Genomic DNA, 15,793 nt, shown 5'->3' with positions numbered 1-15,793 from the left:
GCTCAGCGCAGCGTCCAGCCGGCCGACACCAGCGCGCCGCGCCCGGTCGGGACGACCGCGATCGCGGGGCGGCGCGCCAGCGGCCGCGGCCGACGAGGTAGAGGCCGACGCCGACCGCGATCGCGACGCCGCCGGCGCCGTAGGCGATCGTGGCGTTCCGCTCGGCGTCGGCGCCGCGGCGGTCGTGATCGAGCACGTCGGCGGCGGTGCAGCCGTCGGCGCACGCCTGCTCGAGCTCCTGGCCGAGATCGTGGGCGCGCATCGACAGGTAGGCGCCGCCACCGACCGCGGCGACGCCGACGCCGACCGCGACGAGCCCGCCGAGGCGCAGGCCGCGCCCGCGATCGCGCGGGACCGGCGCGACCACGACCGCGGCGGGGGGCGGGGCGTCGACCGGGGGCGCCGCGGCGGCGCTCGGCGTGGGCTCGCTCGGCGTGGGCTCGCTCGGCGGCGGCGCGACCGGGGGCGGCGCGACCGGCGGCTCCTCGACCGGCGGCGGCTGGGTCGCCGCGCACGTCCATCTCGGCGATGCGCTTCTCGACGCGGGCGCGGTCCTTGGCGTCGGGCTGCTCGCGCAGGTAGCTGGCGTAGAAGCGGCTGGCCTCGATGCACGCGCCCTTGAGGCGATAGGCCTGCGCGATGTTGAACAGCAGCAGCGGCGCCGGCGCGAGCTTGTACGACTCCTTGAACGCCTCGATCGCGGCGTCGTACTCGGCCAGGTTGAACAGGGTGTTGCCGCGGGCGAACGCGGCCTTCGCCCCGGCGCGGTCGGTCGAGGTCGGTGTCGGCTGGGCCGTGGCACGACCGGCGCCGGCGCCGAACGCCAGCGCGGCCGCGAGCACCAACCGGAGACGCGCGTGCGCGGGCGAGGGAGCGGTCGCGGTCGGGGTCATGGGCCTGCGAAGGGATCGACGACGCCGTCGTCGTCTCGGGGGCCGCGGCGGCGCGGCGGGCGGTCGCGGGTCGGGCGGTCGCGGACCATCGTGATCTCGAGTTGCTCGACGACGCCCGCGGCGAGGTCGAGCTCGCGGCGCTCGTCGCCGCGCCCGCGGGCCGTGACGACGATCGTGTGGGGGCCGGGCGTGAGCTCGACGACGGCGCGCTGGTCGGCGTCGACCGCGCGGCGCTCGCCGTCGATCGTGACCCGCAGCCCCGGGGCCGAGCCGCGCACAGTCAGCGCGAGGTGCGCGGGCTCGGCCGGCGCGGGTGCGGCAGGCGGCGGCGGCGTGGGCGTGACGGGGGCCGGCGCGCTCGCCGGCGGGGCCTCGGCGGCGGTCGTGGCGGCGGCGCGCTCCTGGTGACGCCCGAGGCCGAGGCCGAGCACCGCGGCGCCCGCGATCCCCGCGGCCGCCGCGATCCACGGCCAGCGCCGACGGGCCGGGGCCGGCGCCTCCGCGACCGGCGCGTCGGCCGGCGCGGTGTCCGCGCGCACCGCGACCGGCGCGTCCGCGATCGGCGCGTCCGCGACCGGCGGCTCCGGGGTGAACCGCGGCACCTGCCCGGTCGTGCCCCGCCCCGCGGGCACCACCGCCATCTGGCCGGTGATCCGGACCGCGGCCAGGCTGCCGCTGAGCCGCACGACCTGGCCCGACGTGGTGTCGAGGATCGTGGCGTCGGGGGCGACCTCGCGCAGGTACACCAGCTCGAGCACCTCGCGGATCGCCGCGATCGACGGGCGCTCGTCGGGGCTCTTGGCGAGCATCGACATCACCGTGGCGGCGACCTCGGCCGGCACTGGCGCGCGCGATGCGAGATCCGCCGGCGGATCGTGCAGGTGCATCGCCACGACGTCCATGATGCTGGGCGCGTTGAACGGCGGGGCGCCGCTCAAGACCTCGTAGGCGACGGCGCCGAGCGAATAGATGTCGGCGCGCCCGTCGACCGCCTGGCCCCGCGCCTGCTCGGGCGAGACGTAGTGCGGCGAGCCGATGAAGTTGCCGGTCTGGGTCTTGCTCGTGAGGTTGTTGCCGACCAGCTTGGCGATGCCGAAGTCGAGCAGCTTGACCCGGACGCGATCGCCGGCCAGCAGGAAGATGTTGTCGGGCTTGAGGTCGCGGTGGACGATGTCCTTGGCGTGCGCGTCCTGGAGGCCGGCGAGGATCTCGTCGAGGATCGTGTACGCCTCGGTCCGCGGCACGACGTCGCGATCGATCCGATCGGCCAGGGTCTCGCCGTCGAGCCACTCCATGACGAAGTAGTGCCGGCGGTCGGGGAGCACGCCGAAGGCGAAGATGTCGACGATGTTGGGGTGGCCGATGCGGTTGGCGGCGCGCGCCTCGAGCAAGAACCGCTGGACCGTCACCGGCTGGTGGGTGAACTGGTGGTGCAGCACCTTGATCGCGACCCGCTTGCCGATCAGCGGGTGGATCGCGCCGTAGACCCGCCATCGCCCGCGCCCGATCACTCGCCGACCAGCCGGGCGAGGGGGACTCGGCCAGCTGCCGAGCACGCCGGGTCGGTCGAGCGTGCGCGCCCGACCTGGCGGCTCGGCGGGTCCGCGCGCTGGCCGCCCCATGGCCGGCGCAGTATAGCCCTGGCGGGGTGAGGTCCAGGGGATTTTCCGATACCCTTTCCGCGGATGATCCCCCGCGCTCGTCTCGCCTGCTCGGCTCTGCGGCTGCTGGCCGCAAGATCGCCGCGCCCGACCGCGGACACCTGCCCGGAGGCGGAGACCTGCGCCAGCGACGGCTTCTGTCACGCGGCCGACGATCTGGCGCTGTGCGGCGCGGTCGACGCAGCGCTCGACGACGCGGTGGCGCTCGATGGCGCGCGCGACGCCAGCGACCTCGACGCCAGCGATCCCGACGGCGGCGGCGGCGACGGCGGCCCGGTCGACGGCGGCCCCATCGACGGCGCCGGCCCCGACGGCGGCGTCATCATCGGCCAGGCGGTCGCGGTCGCCGCTGCCGCCGACCACACCTGCGCGATCGACGACGCGGCCACGCTCTGGTGCTGGGGCCGCAACCTCGACGGCGAGGTCGGCGACGGCAGCGGTCTGGCCCGGGTCGCGACCCCGCAGCAGGTCGCCACCGGCGTGACCGCGGTCGCGACCGGGCCGCGCCACAGCTGCGCGATCGCCAGCGGCCGGGTGGTGTGCTGGGGCCGCAACCTCGACGGCGAGAGCGGCCAGCCGCTGGTCGGCGCGGTGTCGACGCCGGCCGAGGTCACCGGCGCCGGCACCGGCTGGGTCGCGATCGCGGTCGGCGACCATCACAGCTGCGGCATCAAGCAGCTCGCGGCGCAGGAGCTCCGCGCGTACTGCTGGGGTTGGGATGCGCGCGGCGCGCGCGGCAACGGCGCGACCGTCGTGAACGGGCCATCGCTGACCGAGGTCGCCGGCGGCCTGACGACCTGGGATCCCCGGGTCCGTGGGGGCGGCTACTGCTGGGGCGACAACCCGGCGGCCAGCTCGGCGTGGGCGACCGGTCGATCGCGACCAGCCCACGCAGGTCCGGCCGCGAAACCCGTCCGTCAGTACGAGGTGTCGCCACGCCGCCACGACGTGCGCCGCCGCCCTACTGCTGGGGCGACAACAGCCGCGGCTGTTCGGCGACACCAGCGCGTCACGTCCGCGCCCCACGCCGTCGCGAGGTGGCAGCAGCTGGACCCAGATCCGGTCGCGGCCAGCATGGCTGCGGGTGCGGGCCGGCGCCCCTGTGCTGGGGCGGCGGCGGCCGGGGCGATCGGCGACGGCGCGTTCTTCCCGCGAGCGGTCGTCGGGCTGACGGCATCCCTCGGTCGCGGTCGGCGGCGACCCGTCGCGGTCGCGGCGGGCAGGCCTGGGCTGGGGCGACGACCCAGGCGCTGGCGACGGCGCCAGAGGCGCTGTACGCGCCGACCCAGGTCCCGCCATGCCGGCTGGGTCGACGTGCGACCGCGTCGGCCCACCGCGCGACCGCGCCGGCGCGACCCGCACCGAGTTTGGTGCTGGGGCGCCAACGACGCGCCAGGTCATCCACCGCGGCGATGCGCGACCATCCGCGCCGGTGAGGTGCCGCGACCCGGAGGCCGGCCCCACCGCGCCCAGGGCCGCGCCGCTAGGCCCCCCCGACCCTGCCGCGCCCTGGCTGCACGCCCCCGCCGCTGGCCGACACCCAGCTGGGGCGACCCCAGCCTGGCGCCCCCCCCCCCCCCCCCCCCCCCCCCCGCCCGCGCGGCGCGGGCGGCTGCGACAACCCCCGCCCCCCCGCGGGGCCCCCACCACCCCGCGGCACAACGCCCCGGTCGGCGTGGCGCCAAGCCGGCCGGCCCGGTGGCCGTGCTGTTGCCGTGATCGCGGCCCACGCCGTGGCGCGCGCCGGAGTATACCCGCGCGCATGACCACTCCCGCGGTTCGCTTCGCCGTCGACGGCCACGTCGGCGAGATCACCCTCGATCGCCCCGCCAACCGCAACAGCATGACGCCGGAGCTGCTCGACGCGTTCACCGCGGCGATCGCGGCGGCGCGCGCGGCCCACGACCTGCGCTGCGTGATCATCACCGGCACCGGCGCGTGCTTCTCGGCCGGCGCCGACTTCAAGTCGGTGCTGCAGCGCGACGGCGACGGGCCGATCCAGGCGCCGCACGACAAGAGCTTCGCGATGTACCAGCCGTTCCTCGCGGTGCTCGACCTCGACGTGCCGGTGATCGGCGCGCTCAACGGCCACGCGGTCGGCGGCGGCTTCGGCCTGGCGCTGGCGACCGACATCCGGATCGGCGCGCGCGACGGCCGCTACGGCGCCAACTTCGCGCGGCTCGGGCTGCACCCGGGCATGGCGATCAGCTACCTCCTGCCGCGGCTGGTGGGCGTGGCCCGCGCCGCCGAGCTGCTGTTCACCGGGCGGCTGGTCGACGGCGACGAGGCCGCGCGCATCGGCCTGCTCGCGTCGGTCCACGACGCCGCCGAGGTCCTGCCGACCGCGCGGGCGCTGGCCGCCGCGATCGCCGCCAACGCGCCGCTCGCGGTGCGCGAGACCAAGCGCTCGCTCTACCGCGGGCTCGGGTGGGATCCGCGCGGCGCGGCCTACGCCGAGGCGTTCGCGCAGGCCGAGTCGCTCGCGACCGCCGACGCCGCCGAGGGCATCGCCGCGCTCCTGGCCAAGCGCGCGCCGGTGTTCACCGGGCGCTGAGGATCACGGGCACCGCCGCCACGCCGGCGGGCCGCGGCCGCGGGTCCGATCCTGCACGACGACGGTGCGCAGGCCCCACGGCGTGCCGACGTAGACCGACCAGCGGCCGTCACCGAGGTCGTGGGCGTAGCGCTCGTCCGCGTCGAGCTGGACGCCGATCACGGCGCCGCGCTCGTCGAACATGCAGGCGCCGGCGTCGAGCTGGACCCGCGCGGTGTCGGAGATCCCGTAGCCCGAACCGCTGCCGCTGCCACTCGCGAACATGCCGTCGCCGAGCTCGGCCGCGCGGATCCAGCCGCGGACGCGGACGTGCGCGCCGACGTGTTCGACCAGGACCCAGTCGCGCGGGCCGCGGTCGATCACCGTGACGCCGACGGCGAAGGTCGGCGTCACCAGCGGCGGACCGTCGGGCGCGCGGGCCAGCGGCGCGCTGGTGCTGTGCGCGGTCGGGCGGCCCGCTGGCGGCGGCACGAACCGGTGCGCCAGCGCGGCGCGATCGACGGTGCCATCGACGGTCACGTGCTCGTCGACGACGTGGACCGCGACCCGGCGCCCGGCGCCGGCGATCGTCAGCGGCGCGCCGGGGCGGAGCCAGACGCCGACGTCGCCGCGGCCGAGGATCCGGATCGAGCGCGCCACGGTCCACGCGAGATCGGTGCGCGCCACCCAGACCAGCAGGCGCGCGTGATCTTCCTCGACCAGGATCCTCACCGCGCCCGGCGTCTCCTGCAGCAGCGGGTACGCCGTCGGCGCGTCCACATCGGGCGACGCGTCGAGCGTCATGGCGTCCCGGGACCAGCCCGCCACGCCGATGCGCGCGACCAGCACGCGCGCGCGCAGCCCGGCGGGATGGCGCAGGGCCCCGCTCGCGGACGGCCCCGCGGTCGCGAGGTCAGCGGTGAGCCCCACGATCAGCGCGAGCAGCGCGGCGACGGCGATACGCATCGGTCCATGGACGCCACCGCGGCGAAACGGTTCCGCCACCCGAGGTACACACCCAGGCCCGGAATGTGCGTAGCCGGCTTCGCGCCAGGGATCGGTCCGGCCATCAGATTTCGGTGGTTTACGCACTGCGTCGACGCGCTCGGTTCTTGCAAGCTACCGGGGCAGGAGTTGCCCCATGCAGATCGGTGTCATCACCAACCCCAACAGCCGGAAGAACAAGGGCAAGCCCGATCGGGCCGCCCGCCTTCAGTCGATCGTCGGGACCATGGGTGAGGTCCACGAGACGCGGACGCTCGAGTCGATCAAGCCGGTGCTGCGCGACTTCCTCCGCAAGCGGGCCCGCTACTGGGTCGCCGACGGCGGTGACGGCGCGCTCCACTGGATGCTGCGGATGGGCATGGAGGTCCTGCAGGAGGAGGAGTTCGCGGGCCACGCGGTGCCGATGCCGCTGACCATGCCGACCAACGGCGGCACGATCGACTTCATCGCCGGCAACGTCGGCATCAAGGGCGACGCCGAGGGCCTGCTGGCCACGCTGCGCGGCAAGATCGAGGCGGGCCTGCGGGTCGAGGAGACCGAGGTCGACTCGATGGTGATCGACGGGATCGAGGCCACCGACGCCGGCGACGTCCCGTTCCGCACCTGGGGCTTCGCGGTCGCCGCGGGCGGCATCGGCCAGCGCTTCTTCTCGAAGTACTACGAGGCCGCGGATCCCAACCCGCGCACGATCATGAAGGTCGTGACCCGCACGCTCCTGTCGATGCCGGTCACGCTGACGCCGCTCCGCCACGTGCCGGCGCTGGCGCCGCTCGGCGAGTACGCCCGCTCGATGTTCCGCCCGACCCGCGCCAAGGTGTCGATCGACGGCATGGTGCTGCCCGGCGATGAGTTCACCGGCATCCACGTCGCGTCGATGTCGATCAACCTGGGCAACGTGCTCAAGTTCTTCGGCAAGGCCGATCAGGCCGGCCTGATGAACGCGCTGGTCGGCACGCCGTCGCCGTGGGCGATCGCGCGCAACCTGCCGCGGATGGCGCGCGGCGACGAGATGATCGGCCGCGAGGTCCTCGACCGGCCGTGCCGCGAGATGACGCTCGAGGCGACCGCCGGCGAGCTGCTCGAGCCGGTGATCGACGGCGAGTACTACAAGAACCTGCGCAAGGTGACCTTCCGGATCGGCCCGCGCGTGCGGATCCCGAAGGTCGTCAGCGCCGCCGCGCGCGCCTGAGCCGCTGGCTCGCCGGCCGCCGGCTCACTGGCAGGTGCTGCTGACCACCGCGAGGTGGGGGCAGTGCGTGCCGGGCGCGACCGAGGCCGCGGTCAGGTGGTAGAGGCGGCACTCGATCGTGTCGCCGGCGATGTCGCTGGCGTCGAACGGCGACAGCGACGCGAAGCCGGCGCACGCCGACAAGCACTCGGCGCTGGTCGCGTACGGCGACAGGTCGCCGCAGATCTCGTCGGTCATCGCGCAGAAGCTCTCGCAGTCGCTCCCGCACACGCCGGCGCCGCCGGGCCCGGCGCTGGGGCACGTGGCCGCCGCGTCGAGCTCCGCGGCCGCGGCCTGGAACGTCCGGCACGCGACGGTGTGGCCGGCGTGGGTCGCCGGTTCGCCCAGCGGCATCACCTCGCAGGTCGCCAGGCAGCTGTTGCGATCGGAGTACTGCGCCACGGCGCCCGAGCAGTGGGCCGTGATGAGGTCGCAGTAGTCCTCGCACTCGCCGACCTGCGGGTCGCCGGTGTCGCCGCCGCAGGCGACCACGAGGAGCGAGAACAGCGGAGCGAGACCGAGGACGCGGCGCATCGTCGACATCCTACTCCGCTGTGGGGCCAGGCGCGAGTCGGGTAGATTCCGACCGTGCTCACCGACCACGCGCGCACCGTCGAGCTCGCCGAGCCGCTGGCGGCGTGGGCGGCCCAGGCTGGGCGCGCCTGGGCGTGCGCGACCGCGGCGGCGCGCGCCGCGCTGATCGAGCGGGTCGACGGGCTGATGGACGGGACCGCCCCGCGCGACGGCATGTTCTTTCAGCACGACGCCCCGACCGGCGCCTACGACGATCTGCCGGTCCGACGCGGCTGGATCGGGCCGTCGCGGGCGTACCGCAAGATCGAGGGCGTCGAGCGCGATCCGGTCGTGCGCGCGTGGCTCGACAACCCGCTGTTCGCGCGGATCGCGCGCGCGCTCATCGGCGACGAGGTCGCGCTGTGCCGCGCGGTGATCTGGACCAAGGCCGCGTCCGCGACGACGGCGGGCGGCACCGAGCTGCCGTGGCACCAGGACGGCGGCAACTTCTGGGGCCTGACCGCGCAGCCGACCGTGACCCTGTGGACCGCGCTCGACGACGCGCCGGTCGCGAGCGGCTGCGTCGAGCTGGTGCCGGGCAGCCACCGCGGCGGGCTGGCCACGCCCGCGGGCGGGACGATCCCCGACGCGCTCGTCGACGCGCGCGGCGGTCGCGGTGCCGGCGGTCGCGGGCGAGGTGCTGCTCTTGCACAACCTGGTCTGGCACCGCTCGCGCCGCAACCACACCGCGCGGCCGCGCCGGGCGCTGTCGTTCGTGCTGATGCCGGCGTCGACCCGCTGCACCCGCACCCGCCGGGCGCCGCGGCAGTTCGTGCGGCTCTATGAGTAGCGCCGCGGCGGCGCCGCGCGCTCACAGCAGCGACGGCTGCGCCGACCAGCGCTCGAGGTAGCGCTTGACCCGCACCTTGCGCGCGGTGTTGTCCGAGGACATGTAGCGGATCGTGCCGAAGATCGGGCGCTCCGGCCCCACGGGCGATCGAACCGGCCCAGGTCCAGAAGATGCCGCTGTACGAGTTGGGGTCGCGGCCGTCGAGCGCGTACTTGTTGTTGAGCTCGATCAGCGCGGCCAGCGCGGCCCGCGGCGACGGGCTCCACTCGAGGATCTTCTTGCCCCAGAGCATGCGCAGGTAGTTGTGGATGCGGCCCTCGGCGACGAGCTGGCGCTGGGCCGCGTTCCAGAGCGGATCGTGGGTCGCGGCGCCCTCGAGCTCGGCGAGCGTGTAGCGGTGCGGGCGCGGATCGCCGGCGTGGGCGTCGAGCGAGGTCCGCGCCCACGGCGGCAGCGACTCGTACCGATCGTAGTCGGGCCGGTGGTGACAGAAGCCATGGCCGAGCTCGCGCCAGGTCAAGCAGCTCGTCCATGGAACGCCCTCGGCCGGCGGCGGCACGCCCCACCAGCCGTCGCGGCTGCCGGTCGCGCTGCCCGGCCCGCGCCGGGGCCAGCCGGCGCTGCGCCGGCCGCGCGTCGACGACCTCGTGTGGGCGCCCATGTGGCCGAAGTGCAGGTACGGCGACAGGCCGCTGGCCGCCGCGACCGTCGGGCTGGTTGCGCTCGTCGGCGTAGCGAGGCAGGCGGGTCGCGACGAAGCTGCGCAGCCGCGGCGGCCGCGGGCGCGCCGCCGCGATCGGCGACCGGGCCCCGGCGTGATCGATCGGCAGGCGGCGAGGCCGGCGCCGGCGAGCAGCGCCGCGGTGGCCGCGGGCCAGCGCCGCAGGATCGCGCCGGGGATCGCGGCGCGCCGGCGCTGGCGGCCGCGCGCGCCAGCGGCGGGCTCGGCCCGGACCGAGGTGCGCGCCGAGCACCTTCTGCCAGTGCCAGCGGAACGCCGCGGCGGTGGCGAACGCGCGGCCGTGGGCGCGCAGCGGCAGGAGGCCGACGCCGTCGATCGGCTCGACGCGGCCGTCGCGCTGGCGGCCCGCGGCGGCGACCATCGCCGGCAGGAAGAACCCGGGCTGCTCGTCGGTGATGACCACCGCGGCCCGCGCCGCGAGCGCCGCCAGCAGGCCGCGCCCGGCGCCGGGCGCGGGCTCGACGTACGGGTAGTAGGTGACGCCGGCCGCCGCGAACGCCGCGGCGTTGGCGGCCATGCCGTCGAGCACGAACCGGTGCAGGCGATCGCTGGCCCAGCGGTAGCCGACCCGGAGCGGCTCGAACACCAGGAGCAGCAGGCCCAGCGCGGTCGCGCGCGACGACGCGTGATCGAGCGCGAAGCTCGCGGTCGCGCGCCGGGCGCCGATCATCAGTACAGCACGTGCGCCGCCCGGGAGGTTCATGAACCCGTCGTTGAAGATCAGCGTCAGCCTGGCGTCGTCGTCGCGGTGGATGAACACCGCCTCCGACGGCACGCCCGCGAGCGGCTCGACCTCGACCCGGCCGCCGGTCGGCAGGGCGCCGTAGTCGCCGTCGACCGGGACCCGGGCGCCGACGCGGCGGTGGGCGCCGGCATCGCGACAACCCGGGCGTCGGGGTGGCGGGCCTTCCAGCGCGGCGCGTCCAGGCGGTGGAACCCGCTCGGCACGACGATCCAGCGCACCGGGCCGAGCGCGTCGAGCTGCGCCATCGTCGCGGCGTCACGCGACCGCGCTGTGCGCGGCGAGCCGCCGTCGGCGGTCCGCCACAACGTCATGCGTCGGCCGATCGGCAGGTCGGGCAGCTCGGCGTCCACGATCCACAGGTCGGTCGCGACCTCGGTGAGCGGTCCGTGCGATGCTGCCGGCCATGTTTCGGCGTCGCCATCCTGTCGAGATGCTCGCCGATGGTGGGTCGTCGCGCTACTGGTGACGACCGCGTTCGCGCCCGCGGTCGCCGACGACGCGGCCCGGCCGACGCCGCCGGACACCGGCGCGCTGTTCGATCGGAAGCCGACGCCGCCGGCCACTGGCGCGCTGTTCGACCGCAGCCCCAGGCGTCGGCCGCTGGCGCGCTGCCCCCGACCAGCGCTGCTGCCGTGCCCGCGCCGCGATGCGCGGGCGCCGGCCGCGCTCACGACCGTGCTGACCCGCGCGTTCCTGCGGCGGCTGCCGAGCCTCGACGCCGACGTCCGGCGCGGTCGCCGGCGCGGTGATCGGCACCGGCCGCGACGACGCCGGCCTGAGCGCCAGCGGCGCGACCGGCGTCGACAGCCACTGGACCGTCGACGGTGCGCCGATCGACGCGCCCTACACCGGCGGCCTCGGCCTGACCGTGCCGCTCGCGTTCGTCGAGGACCTCACCGTCGGCACCGCCGGGCTCGGCGCCGACAGCGGCGTCGGCGTGGGCGCGGCCGTCGACGCGCGGCTGCGCACCGCCGGGGCCGTCGCCGCGGCCGAGGGCCGCGTGTGGCTGAGCGCCGGCCGGGCCGCGCCGTGGCTGCCGCGCGCGCCGCTCGCAGTTCACGCCGTTCCGCGGCCGCCTGGTCGGCGCGGACGATCGCGGCCGAGGCCGTGGTCAGCGGGCCGCTGCTCGACCGTCGCCGGCGGCCGGCCCTGGTACCTCGTCGGGGGTCGCGCCGCAACTCACCGATCAACGCCTCGAGCGCGTGGCGTTCCAGCAGGTCGACGCCGACGGCGACGGCGTGGCGGATCGCGACAGCGCCGGGCGATCGTCCACGAGGCGATCGCCAGCGGCGAGCCGCGCCGCGATCGCGTTTGACGTGCCGTTCGTCGCGCGCGCGGGCCTGCGGTTCGCGCACCATCAGCTCGACGTCACCGCGCTGGGCGAGGTCGCGCGCAGCCCGCGCTGGATCGTCCCGGCCGGGGACGACGCCGCCGGCGTCAGCCGCACCAGCCTGTTCGGCACCGCCGGCGCGACCTGGCGCGGCCAGTGGGGCGCGACCTCGGTGCGGCGCTCCAGGCGCGTGGTTCCGCAGCGACCGCACCGACGACGCGCGCATTGCCGCCGGCGACGCGCCCGACGTCGGCTCGGCCTACGTGCCCGCGGTCACCGAGCTGCCGGTCGGCGACGCGCTCGATCAGCAGGTGCGCGCGGCCTCCGCCGGCGGCACCGGCGACGCCTACCCGTGATCGCGAACTGCCGATCGCGACCGGGTTCACCTGGACCGGCGGCGCCGGCGCGCTGCGCCAGCTCGCGATCGATCGCCCGAGCGCCCACGCCGGTGGTCCACACCCAGGCGCCCATCGCCTGGCGCTCGGCGTCGCCGGCGACGACGTGCGCGCAGTCAGCGCCGCGCGCTACAGCGGCGGCCTCATCCGGCGGCGGCTCGGCCCCGACGCGTTCATCGACTGCCAGCTGGTCGAGGTCGGCGACGGCCCCGGCACCTGCGCCGGCACCGCGTGCACGTTCCTCGATCGCGCGACGATCACCTACCGCACCCGCACCGTCGCCGCGTTCGTCGCCGGCACCTGGCGCCCGGCGCCGGAGATCGCGGTCGAGTACGGCGTGCGCGCGCAGTCAGGCCAGCTCGGCACCGCGCTGACCCTGCGCGAGGTGCTGCCATGGACCAGCGCCGCCTGGGACTTCCTCGGCGGCGACCGGTCGCGCGCGTTCGTGGCCTGGGGGCGCTACGCGCCGGTGGTCCGGCCGGCCTGGGCGCAGTCGTCTACGCCGGGCCGACGCTCTTACAGACGCTGACCTTCGCCGGCAGCGCCGACGATCGCTCAGGGGGCAGCGCCGCAGGAACGTTCCAGCCCGACGCATGCGGCACCCGGGTCGACGAGGCGCCGGCCGGCGTCGAGGTCAGTCAGCCGACGTCGTCCGCCTGGGCGTGTCGGTGCGCAACCCGTCACCTGGGCGCGCGCTCGACGACGAGCTCGGCGCTCGGGACCGCCGGCGCCGCCACCGGGCAGTGGTCGCGACCCCCGAGATACGACCGGCAGGTCGCGAGCTGGCTGACCAGCGCGCCGACCGGCAAGCTGGCGGTGCGGCTCGGCTACGTGGTCGCGGCTGCGCGGCAACTGGCCGGGGCCGTACGGTCGAGGGCTACCAGCTCGGCGGGTCGTCGCTGTTCGACGAGGCCGTCGGCGGCGTACGCCAACGCCACCGGCCCGCTGCCCGGCGATCAGCCGCACCGGTTCTTCGCCGAGCTGGCGCTGCGCGGGCGCTGGCGCGGCCTCGCCCTCGACGGTGGCGTCGCGCGACCGCCGCGTCAGGACGACCCCGCAGCGCGCGCATCGGTCGCAGCCAGACCTTCGCGGTGCCGCGCGGCGTCCGGGCGCCTGCCGGCCCCGCCCCAGGCCAGGCCAACCGTCGGCGCGCGCCGCGGTCGCTGGAGCGCGACGCTCGACGTCTGGAACCTGTTCGATCGCCGCGGCGTGGTCGCGGTCGAGGAAGTCGTTCGCGCGCGACGCGTCGCCGATCGTCGGCGGCGACGCCGGCGATCTGATCTGGCTCAAGGACGGCGTCGTCGAGGGCAACCCGGCCTGCGCGTCGACGGCTACGTAGCCGACCCGGTACCAGGCGCCGATCAGCGCGATCGTCGCGGTCGCCGTCGAGCTATGACGGGCGGCCGCCGCCGCCACTGCCGCCGCCGCCGCAAACCGCCGCCACCACCGGGGCGCAGGGGCGCCCGCAGGCGCCGGCGCGGACGTGAAGCCGGGCGCTGCCCCTCGGGGCGCGCCGGCTCGCGGCGGTGATCATCGCGCCGGGGCGCGTCCGCCGCGGCGACGACCGGCGCAGCTCGTCGCGCCGCGCCTGCATCTGCGCCTGGGGCGACATCGCGACCCGCTCGCCCGGGCGCAGCGGCCGCGACGCCCGATCCTCGAACAGGTGGCCCTCGATCACCGGGATGTTGATGCGGATGAGCCGCTCGATCGCGACCAGCAGCTCGCGCTCGTCGGCCTCGCAGAACGACCACGCGGCGTAGCCCGTCGCGGCCGGCGCGGGCGCGGTGACCGATCCGGTGGACGTACGTCTCGGCGACCTCGGGCAGGTCGAAGTTGACCACGTGGGTCATCCGTCAATGTCGATGCCGCGGGCGGCAAATGTCGGTCGCAAACCAGACACCCAGTCTTGCCGACCCTGAAGGGTGCCAGGGCGCGCGTCTCGCGCTCTCTGCGACTTGTTTCGTGGATCGCGGCCGCTGCGACGTCGGTCTGTCCAGGTGGGCGACGATCTTGTTCGCCCCATGCTTGGTGCGGAGAAGTACAGCACCCGTCGGCATTCCGACGCATCACGCAGGTGCTCGATCGAGGAGCGCGCTTGTCGTCCTTTGTCGACGTAACCCACCTCTCTGGCGACGTTCTCGGCCGTCGGCGACACCGGGCCCCGCGACCCGGACAAACCCGGCCCCGAGCAGCTTGTCGGCCAGCTTCTGGGCCTCGTCCGGCATCGTCGCGGAGAAGAACAGCGCGTTTGACGCTTGTTGGGCAGAGCCGCGGTTACCCCTTGCACGTCGTGGATGAACCCCATGTCGAGCAACGATCTGGCCCTGTCGCGAGCTAACTGAGACTCCAGGAGGGGCAAGTCCACGAGCCCTCGCCGTCGAGGTCGAGCAAGCGTCCAGGCATCGGACCAGCACATCGAGGCCACTGCTCAGCTCCTGCTTCTGGGGCTCTGTTCCGACACCGCCATATCTGACCGTGCACAGGTGTCGAGGTGCGCAAGCCCAAGCCGTTGAGGCTCTCGCCGATCTGCGACGCCAGCTCTCGGGTCGGCGTCAGGATCAGCGCCCACGGAGCGGCCTCGGGCCGCGGCCGCGGGCCAGACCCGGCGTCACCAGGCGTTGCAGAATCGGCAGGCAGAAGGCCGCGGTCTTGCCGGTTCCCGTCTGGGCCAGCCCAGCAGGTCACGACCCGCGAGCGGTGGGGGATGGCGCGCGCCTGGATGGGGGTCGGACGCTCGTAGCCTTGCTCTCGCACCGCGCGCGCGATCGGATCGATGAGGCCGAGGTCGTCGAAGCGCTCCGGGCGGTGGTTCTTTCACGGGTCGCGGACCTTGCCACGTCCCGGCGGCCAGCGGGAGCCACCAGAGGCCCAATCCCGGCCGATCCGGGCCAGGAACCACACCCGCGCCCGACACGCCGACCGCGGGTCAGCCGCCGACGCCCGGGTACCAGCGCAGGCCCCACCGCAGCGTGGAGGTACAGCCGCGACGCGCCCTGGTGCAGGCACAGGGTCGCGACATGGGAAGCGTAGCAGGCTGTCGCACGGCCGACGTCGTAGCCGGGGCCGCCGTCGAGTGACACCTCGAGGGCGCGACGCCCACAGCACCAGCGCCGCGCCGACGGTGGCCTCGAGCCCGACGTGGCGGTCGGGCAGCGCAAATCATTCGACGCGGGATCGTAGTGGTGCGCGTAATGGCGCGCGCCGACGCCGACGAACAGCGGCACTGCGCGGCGCGAGGTGGCCGCCAGCACCACCAGCGCGAACGCTGACCCCGCCATGGATCTGCGTCAGGCCGGTGCCGTCAGGCGTGCCGGTGCCGACGCCGCGCCGACGCCGAGCACCGCAACCGGTCGCCCACCGCACGGTCACGGTCGACGGCTGGCCCAGCTCGACGCCGATCGCGACACCGGTCGGCGGCCCGGTGCGCGCAGCGACGGTCGGCTCGGCGTGCGCGACGCCGACCGCGGCCGCCAGGACGACGAGGGTCCAAAGAACCCCGTGACCCGGAAAGATCCGGCCGCGGGCGCCGTTGCCAGGCTCGGTGATGAGGTACAGAGGTCGAGCCGGCCGCGGCACGACGTCGATCGCAAGCCCGGGTCAGGTAGACCGCAGCCCGGAGCTGCCACCGCCGCAGGTCAGGTAGACCGTGCGGTCGCCGCGGCTGGTCACCATCGAGGCTGTCGCCGAACGCGGTAGCGCCGCCGCCGGCCAGCCACTCGATGCCGCGCGGCTCGGCGATGCGCGCGTCCTCGAACCGCGTGACCGCGCGCCGGTCGTGCGGTCGACCAGCGACGCTCGTCGCGCGGTTGAAGTCGGACACAAGCTTACCCGGCCAGTCCGGATCGAGCGCGACGCCCCAGGAAGATCGAAGTTGCCGCCGGTCGACAGCGCGGTCGGG

9 protein-coding genes and 2 pseudogenes are annotated in these 15,793 nt (G+C 75.5%); 5 read left to right on the top strand and 6 right to left on the bottom strand.

Going from position 1 to position 15,793, the window contains the following annotated elements:
• Positions 1–2: 2 nt before the first annotated feature.
• Both IPL61_31110 and IPL61_31105 read right to left on the bottom strand, forming a co-directional pair.
• Positions 3–845 (bottom strand): tetratricopeptide repeat protein, encoded by an 843-nt coding sequence (locus IPL61_31110; GenBank protein MBK9035654.1) that lies wholly within the window; start codon positions 843–845, stop codon positions 3–5.
• A gap of 44 nt (positions 846–889) precedes the next feature.
• Positions 890–2,404 (bottom strand): serine/threonine protein kinase, encoded by a 1,515-nt coding sequence (locus IPL61_31105; protein MBK9035653.1) that lies wholly within the window; start codon positions 2,402–2,404, stop codon positions 890–892.
• A gap of 174 nt (positions 2,405–2,578) precedes the next feature.
• Between IPL61_31105 and IPL61_31100 the strand changes: the two genes are divergently transcribed.
• Both IPL61_31100 and IPL61_31095 read left to right on the top strand, forming a co-directional pair.
• Positions 2,579–4,273, top strand: a complete 1,695-nt coding sequence (locus IPL61_31100; protein ID MBK9035652.1) for a hypothetical protein — start codon at positions 2,579–2,581, stop codon at positions 4,271–4,273.
• A gap of 43 nt (positions 4,274–4,316) precedes the next feature.
• Positions 4,317–5,108: an enoyl-CoA hydratase/isomerase family protein gene (locus IPL61_31095; GenBank protein ID MBK9035651.1), complete on the top strand. Its 792-nt coding sequence runs from the start codon at positions 4,317–4,319 to the stop codon at positions 5,106–5,108.
• A 3-nt stretch (positions 5,109–5,111) separates the two neighbouring features.
• Here the strand turns inward: IPL61_31095 and IPL61_31090 are convergent, their stop codons facing one another.
• On the bottom strand, positions 5,112–6,053 hold the full coding sequence (locus tag IPL61_31090) for a hypothetical protein (protein MBK9035650.1): 942 nt from the start codon (positions 6,051–6,053) through the stop codon (positions 5,112–5,114).
• A 175-nt stretch (positions 6,054–6,228) separates the two neighbouring features.
• Between IPL61_31090 and IPL61_31085 the strand changes: the two genes are divergently transcribed.
• A complete protein-coding gene (locus tag IPL61_31085) occupies positions 6,229–7,281 on the top strand; it encodes a hypothetical protein (protein ID MBK9035649.1) in 1,053 nt (350 codons plus the stop codon).
• Between the two features lie 24 nt (positions 7,282–7,305).
• On the opposite strand, the gene IPL61_31080 is transcribed toward IPL61_31085, so the two are convergent.
• Positions 7,306–7,854 carry a hypothetical protein gene (locus tag IPL61_31080; protein MBK9035648.1) on the bottom strand — a complete coding sequence of 183 codons (549 nt, stop codon included), beginning with the start codon at positions 7,852–7,854 and terminating at the stop codon, positions 7,306–7,308.
• Positions 7,855–7,908: 54 nt separating this feature from the next.
• Between IPL61_31080 and IPL61_31075 the strand changes: the two are divergent.
• Positions 7,909–8,683: pseudogene (locus tag IPL61_31075) on the top strand (phytanoyl-CoA dioxygenase family protein).
• A 21-nt stretch (positions 8,684–8,704) separates the two neighbouring features.
• Here the strand turns inward: IPL61_31075 and IPL61_31070 are convergent.
• Positions 8,705–10,128, bottom strand: a pseudogene (locus IPL61_31070) (deoxyribodipyrimidine photolyase).
• A gap of 1,873 nt (positions 10,129–12,001) precedes the next feature.
• Here IPL61_31070 and IPL61_31065 point away from each other — a divergent pair.
• On the top strand, positions 12,002–12,424 hold the full coding sequence (locus IPL61_31065; protein MBK9035647.1) for a hypothetical protein: 423 nt from the start codon (positions 12,002–12,004) through the stop codon (positions 12,422–12,424).
• A gap of 2,630 nt (positions 12,425–15,054) precedes the next feature.
• Here the strand turns inward: IPL61_31065 and IPL61_31060 are convergent.
• Entirely contained in the window at positions 15,055–15,471 is a 417-nt protein-coding gene (locus tag IPL61_31060) for a hypothetical protein (protein MBK9035646.1), read from the bottom strand.
• Positions 15,472–15,793 lie beyond the last annotated feature (322 nt).

The sequence above is a fragment of the Myxococcales bacterium genome, assembly GCA_016717005.1.
GTDB lineage: Bacteria > Myxococcota_A > Polyangia > Haliangiales > Haliangiaceae > UBA2376.
The sequence above is the reverse complement of the archived record's forward strand: the minus strand, read 5'-3'. Positions and strand labels throughout refer to the sequence as shown.

What these genes read in the sequence shown, in the direction of transcription:
- IPL61_31100 (MBK9035652.1), top strand. Translation starts at nt 2,579, where the DNA reads ATGATCCCCCGCGCTCGTCTCGCCTGCTCGGCTCTGCGGCTGCTGGCC.
- IPL61_31095 (MBK9035651.1), top strand. Translation starts at nt 4,317, where the DNA reads ATGACCACTCCCGCGGTTCGCTTCGCCGTCGACGGCCACGTCGGCGAG.
- IPL61_31090 (MBK9035650.1), bottom strand. Translation starts at nt 6,053, where the DNA reads ATGCGTATCGCCGTCGCCGCGCTGCTCGCGCTGATCGTGGGGCTCACC.
- IPL61_31085 (MBK9035649.1), top strand. Translation starts at nt 6,229, where the DNA reads ATGCAGATCGGTGTCATCACCAACCCCAACAGCCGGAAGAACAAGGGC.
- IPL61_31080 (MBK9035648.1), bottom strand. Translation starts at nt 7,854, where the DNA reads ATGCGCCGCGTCCTCGGTCTCGCTCCGCTGTTCTCGCTCCTCGTGGTC.